Here is a 5,904-nt window from a genome sequence, read left to right on the forward strand (position 1 = left end):
ATCAGCGACGATATGGGGGTGTTCTGGATTCGACAAGGAGAATTGAAAGAAATCACTGGCGTTTTCGGATTTGAATTTTGTTCCGATATCCACAAGATTCACTTTTAAATGCAAACGATAAGTTAGCAAAACTTCGAAAACAAGCAGGGTTTGCTTTAGCTAGTCTAAAACAAACTTTTATGCCACAACCTATGGTTGGAGCACTTGTTTAATTGTAAGTTATAGGACAAATCCTAGTTGAGCTTCATGCTCCTAGGTGATATGAAAATTTACCACACATTTTTATATCAAATTAGTGGTGTAGTTGTTCCCTTGGATAAGGAATAATGAAACTTTTTCCAACATTTTAAGATATTTTGTTTATTTTAAGTCTTAATCTTATATCAAATAAACTATAAGCGTAGAAGGTTGTTTTTTTCCTCTTTGGACGCGAGTTCGATTCTCGCCACCTCCACCAGATTATTTTTTAAAAATCTCATTTTGTATGAGGTTTTTTTATTTGGATTTTATTAAGAATTATGGTATAATTTACGGATGATTAAAAATAAAATTATAAAATTTATCATAATAACTTGTAGTTTAGTTTATGCAGGTAGTTTTGTTAATGCTCAAGTTTATAGAGTTAAAGGTGGTAATGTTTTAAAAATAATTCAGTCAGGAGGTAATACTAGATCGGAAAATTTTAGAATTAATGCACATTTAAAACCAATTGCTTATCCAAACATACCTAAAAAAGAAAATTCTTCAGAAAATAATATTAATAATAATACTTCAAATTCTTCATCAGGTGGTTCTGTGCCTCCTGAAATAAAATCATCACCACCTAGAGATGAAGGAGGAGGTCGACATAGCTCAAATTGGATTTTAGATAGAAAATATGATGAACTTGTGAAAGAAAAAGAAAGCAATCTATTAGCATCTGTTATTAAAGATAAAACTTCATTTATTCCTACAGATCCTGATAAAGTAGAAAAAATTACGGATTTATATAAGAAATCACCAAAATTAAAATCAGAAAAAACAGAAAAAGTTCCTATTGTACTTGTTGATGAAAAAATTGAAAAAAATATTAATAAAGTAGGAATTAAGAAGCAACAGTTAGAAACAAATGGCTCTAATTTTAATTCAAATGAAAAAGATTTAGAAAAAACAGAAATATCTTTTCGTTGTTTAAGCGATGTTTCTGGAGATAGAATGTATAGTTCTGCAAAGAAACAATCATTTGAATTATACGAAGAAGAATCTAATTGTGAAAAAGATAATTGTGATAAAATCGTAAATATATCTAGTTATTCGGAAAAGAATCTATTTACATTTATTTTTGGAGTTTTAGGTTTGTTTTTCTTTATAATACTATTACTTATCGTACTTTTAGCATGGTATTTTTATTTGAAATCAAAAGAAATCATAACTTCAAATATTGATGTAAGAGATAGAGAGCTTTTAAAATTATTAAAAAACGAAATTAAATTGGAACAAAAAACAAAAAAGAAAACAACTAAAAAAATTAATTCATTACTTTCTATATTATTTTTAATTACTTCATTTTGTTTTATTTCAGACGAAGCATTTGCAGAAATAACAACACCTCAGAAAATAATTTATGAGGGGGAGCTTTTTGATGCAAATGGCAATGCGCTAACTGGTAATTATGATTTCCGTTTTAGTTTATGGGATAATCAAGATTTTAATATTAATGATAGATTAATGGGGGGAGATTTAAATACAGCCGCTACGGATTTTTTTGGATGGCAAGAAATTCAAACTTATAACATTATAAATAATGGAAAATTTTCTATTCAAGTGGGAACAGTCACTCCTTTTACTGAAGGACTTTTTGACAGAATAAATATTAGTTTACAAATTGAAATAAAAAAACATGGAGAACCAAATTCAAGTTATGAACTTATAGATTTAGATTATGATAATGATACGATAGATCGTATGGTAATAGATACAGTGCCATTTGCATTTAATGCTGATAAATTAGATTTTCGTGAAGCTGGGTATGGAGTTGGAGAAATACCTTATCTTGATGAATTAGGAAAACTGCCATCTTTTTTATTACCGAATTTAGATGCTGTCACATTTAATGGAAAAGCACTTGGATATAATGCTGATGAAATTCCATATCAAGATGGGACAGGAAAACTCCCAAATAGTATAATACCAGACATAGATGCTGTGACATTAGATGGACATGATTCTGGTTATGATCCAGGTGATATTCCTTATATAGACGAAACAACAGGAGTTATTCCTAATGAAATTATTGAAACAGGAATTACAGCAGGAGATATTCCACGAATAGAAGCAAGTGGAAAACTTTCAGAAAGCATTATACCTGATGTAGAAGTGACAGAAGTAGATGGAAAAGCACTTGGATATAATGCTGATGAAATTCCATATCAAGATGGGACAGGAAAACTTCCAAATAGTATAATACCAGACATAGATGCTGTGACATTAGATGGACATGATTCTGGTTATGATCCAGGTGATATTCCTTATATTGATGCAGTCACAGGTTTGCTTCCTGTTGAAATTTTACCAGGTGGTGGACTTGGTTCAACTGGTACTGATTCTGAAGTATTTAGATTAGATGAAGATGGGGATGCCGGACCAATAGATAGAATTCGTCTTGATTTTGGATTAAATACAGGAAAATCGCTTGCTTGGGATATTGGAGATGACCGTTTTGAATTAAATGGAGATATTTTTGTTGATGGTGGGATTGAAACAACAGGAACTATTAATGGAGTTATGATTGGAGTTCATGATGAAAATCATGTTTTGAGTCCGAGATATCCAAATTCTATTTTTGAAGGAGATGGTACAGATAATGCAAAAGGATATATGTATGAGGAAAAAGGAAATGTTCTTGGAGTAGAAAAAAGTATCTTGAGATGGACGTCAAAAGACACAACAATGCAAGATTATGATGTAATTATTCGGTATCATCTTGTTGATAAATTTGATAGTTTTCAAGCCTTAGCTTTAAGTCTTGAATATTTTACAGAAGGAGTTTCTTCCGATTCTAGATTAGATCTTACAGTAGAAAAAGAAGGAGTTGTGGGAGATCAATTATCTGGTAGTGGGATTTCACTTACTTCAAATGTATGGAAAGAGGAAACATTTGCACTTTCTGGTGGGGCTGTTTGGGAAAAAGGAGACACTATGATTATTAAAATAAAAATGTATGGGAAAAATAATCAGAGTTCGAAAATAAGCGATATAATAATTCATACGAGAGAGGAATAAAAAATTTTGGTAAAATAAGACAAAATTAGTATACTTATTTTGTTTTTAAATTATAAAGATGAATAAATATAGTGATTTTATTGAGATTGTTCGGGGAATTCCTTTAAACAATAATAGGAAATTTTCAGTAGATATTATCCAACAAGGACAAATATTAGAATGGATAGCTGTTGTGAGATTATTGGAATCGGAAGGATTTGTGATTGCAGCAATTACTGATAAATTTCCAACTGGAGTATATTGTACAGAAGGACTTACGGCAGAGGGGAATTTAAAAGGTTGGAAATTAGAAAATGAGAAACCAAAAGAAATTATTGTTTATAATATTGGTTGGCCATTTTTATCTCAAAAACCCAAAGAACCAAAAACAAATATTCAGGGTTTAAAAGTAGTGCCTCATCATGTAATGGGAATTTGTTTTTGCCGTGATGGAGTATGGAATAAACCTATAATAATTCCACATGGAAGTTTATCACTAATGATAGCGGATACTACAGGTATTCAATATGGACAAAGTGGATTTGAAGGATGTATGGTTAGTCGTGATGAAAATTCAAAAATTTGGGCTTATCGTTTAGATAAAAATGCTACTAGATTTGATAAGACTTCACAATCCTTAGATTTACCTGCTTTTGATGCATCTATACATGAAAATCTTATGAGAAAAGTTATTGGATTTAATAAAGATTACATTCCTGAAAAAAGTGAAGGAAAACTTTATATTCGTCCATCTATTGCAGGATTAAATGGTGGACTTGGAATAATTGTTCCTGAAACTTCAGTAGTTACAGTTGAAATTGCTGCTTTTGGAAATTATTTACCAGAATCAATAAAAATAGAAGGACTTAAGTATATTAATAGACCACCATCAGGTGCAAATAAAATAGCACCAAATTATGGTGCAACTTTTAAAATAAAACATGATGTAAAAAAGCGAGGTTATAATGATTATTTATCTTTTGATACAAGTGGAAATGCAGAAGAAGTTTCAACCTGTGCAGTTGGTTTTATTGATAAAGAAGATAATTTTATTATTCCACCAATTCAAGGGGATATAGATGATAAAGATCGGCATATTTTGCCTTCATTTACAAGAGAATCTACGATAGATATATTGAAGTCAAAAGGAGAAAATGTAATTATTAGAGATGTTTCCTTTGAGGAAGTAAAAGAAATGAAAGGAATTTTTACAATGGGAAATGCTGTTGGCGTACTTCATGTTTCAGAAATATGTATGAGAAAGACAAGAAAAGATATTGGTCAAATATTTACAATGAATGAAGAATCTATCCGTAAAAAAATATTTGCAATTCGTGATATGATTTATAAAGCACGAGTCGGACAATTAAAAGGATTTGAAGATTGGGCAAAAGAAATTATTTAGTGTTTTCTTTAGAATAAACTAGCCTGAAGGTTGTCTGAACTATTTTTTTGTTCTTGGGTATTGTTTTTATCCAATCTATCTATTCTTTTATGCAGGCTTCTGAAATTTACTTTATTAAAAAAGTCATGAAAATTGCTCGGATTTAATTTAAATTCATTGTCTTTTTTCAAAGGAAAATCCACCGGAACATCTGTATGAATTTCTGCCAAAATTTTGCAATGATTTGCATATTCTTGGTTTTTTTCGAATTTTTCACGAACTTTTGGTTTTAATTTAGCAAGGTTCTTATAGATATTTTCAAAAGTTTTGTATTCCGTAAGTAAATTTACACAAGTTTTTGGACCAATGCCAGAGATTCCTTTGTAATTGTCAGAACTATCACCACAAATAGCTTTATAATCAATGATTTGTTCAGGATAAATCCCCATTTTTTCAAAAGTTAAGGTTCGATTATACATTAAAGGTTCTTTCCCATTGAATTTTGCTAAATGGATTTTGTCCGAAATAAGTTGCAAAAAATCTAAATCACCACTGAGAATGAAACTTTCTATATTTTTAGATTCTGCTTTTTTTACTAAAGTTCCAATAATGTCATCAGCTTCAAATCCTGGTTTTATCAGTGTTTTTATGCCAAATTTTTTGACCATCTCCATTACAAGTGGGATTTGTTCGATAAATTCATCAGGAGCTTTACTTCGTTGAGCTTTGTAATTTTCGTCCATTTTGTGACGGAATGTTTTTTCTGGAGCATCAAAAGCGATAACTAAGAAATTGGGATCAAATTGTTCTAAGGCTTGTAAAATAGTAGTAGCACAGCCAAAAACAGCACCAATAGGCTTGTTTTCATACATTGGAGCAAATTTCACAGCATAAAAGGCTCGAAACATCATCGCGTATCCGTCAATAAGGAGGAATTTTTTCATTGAGTTCATTCTCATCATTTCTCTAGATTTGACAATGAGTTTTATTAGAAAAAACATTGAAAGTCTGTTATAATGGTCTGATTTATAAACCCAAAGTAAATATGAAAACTATCACGAAAAAAACAAAAACAGTAAGGTTTGCAACTAAACATTTTCGGATAGGAATCATTACTAAGTCAGATAAGTCTAAAATTTTTTTAGAATCATTGGAAGCGATGTGTGAGCTTGGGTTTGTAGTATCTGTTTTGGCACTGGGAGACGAAGAAGAACAAAAGAAACTTATGAATATTTCAGAAAAATATCAAGGACAATTTGAAATTCTTGAAGCAACTCCTC

General features: G+C 30.5%; 3 protein-coding genes and 1 other RNA gene. 3 read left to right on the forward strand and 1 reads right to left on the reverse strand.

Annotated elements, in window-relative coordinates; genetic code table 11:
* Positions 1-14: 14 nt before the first annotated feature.
* From ssrA to ACXLDF_RS04960, 3 genes are all read left to right on the forward strand, one after another.
* Positions 15-457: a transfer-messenger RNA gene (ssrA, locus tag ACXLDF_RS04950) on the forward strand.
* A gap of 77 nt (positions 458-534) precedes the next feature.
* Positions 535-3,261, forward strand: a complete 2,727-nt coding sequence (locus ACXLDF_RS04955; protein ID WP_457557389.1) for a DUF8740 domain-containing protein — start codon at positions 535-537, stop codon at positions 3,259-3,261.
* Positions 3,262-3,319: 58 nt separating this feature from the next.
* A complete protein-coding gene (locus ACXLDF_RS04960; protein ID WP_457557390.1) occupies positions 3,320-4,645 on the forward strand; it encodes an aminotransferase class IV in 1,326 nt (441 codons plus the stop codon).
* An 8-nt stretch (positions 4,646-4,653) separates the two neighbouring features.
* Here the strand turns inward: ACXLDF_RS04960 and ACXLDF_RS04965 are convergent, their stop codons facing one another.
* Positions 4,654-5,577 (reverse strand): 5'-3' exonuclease, encoded by a 924-nt coding sequence (locus tag ACXLDF_RS04965; protein WP_457557391.1) that lies wholly within the window; start codon positions 5,575-5,577, stop codon positions 4,654-4,656.
* Between the last annotated feature and the right edge of the window lie 327 nt (positions 5,578-5,904).

This window comes from Candidatus Harpocratesius sp., from assembly GCF_054039255.1.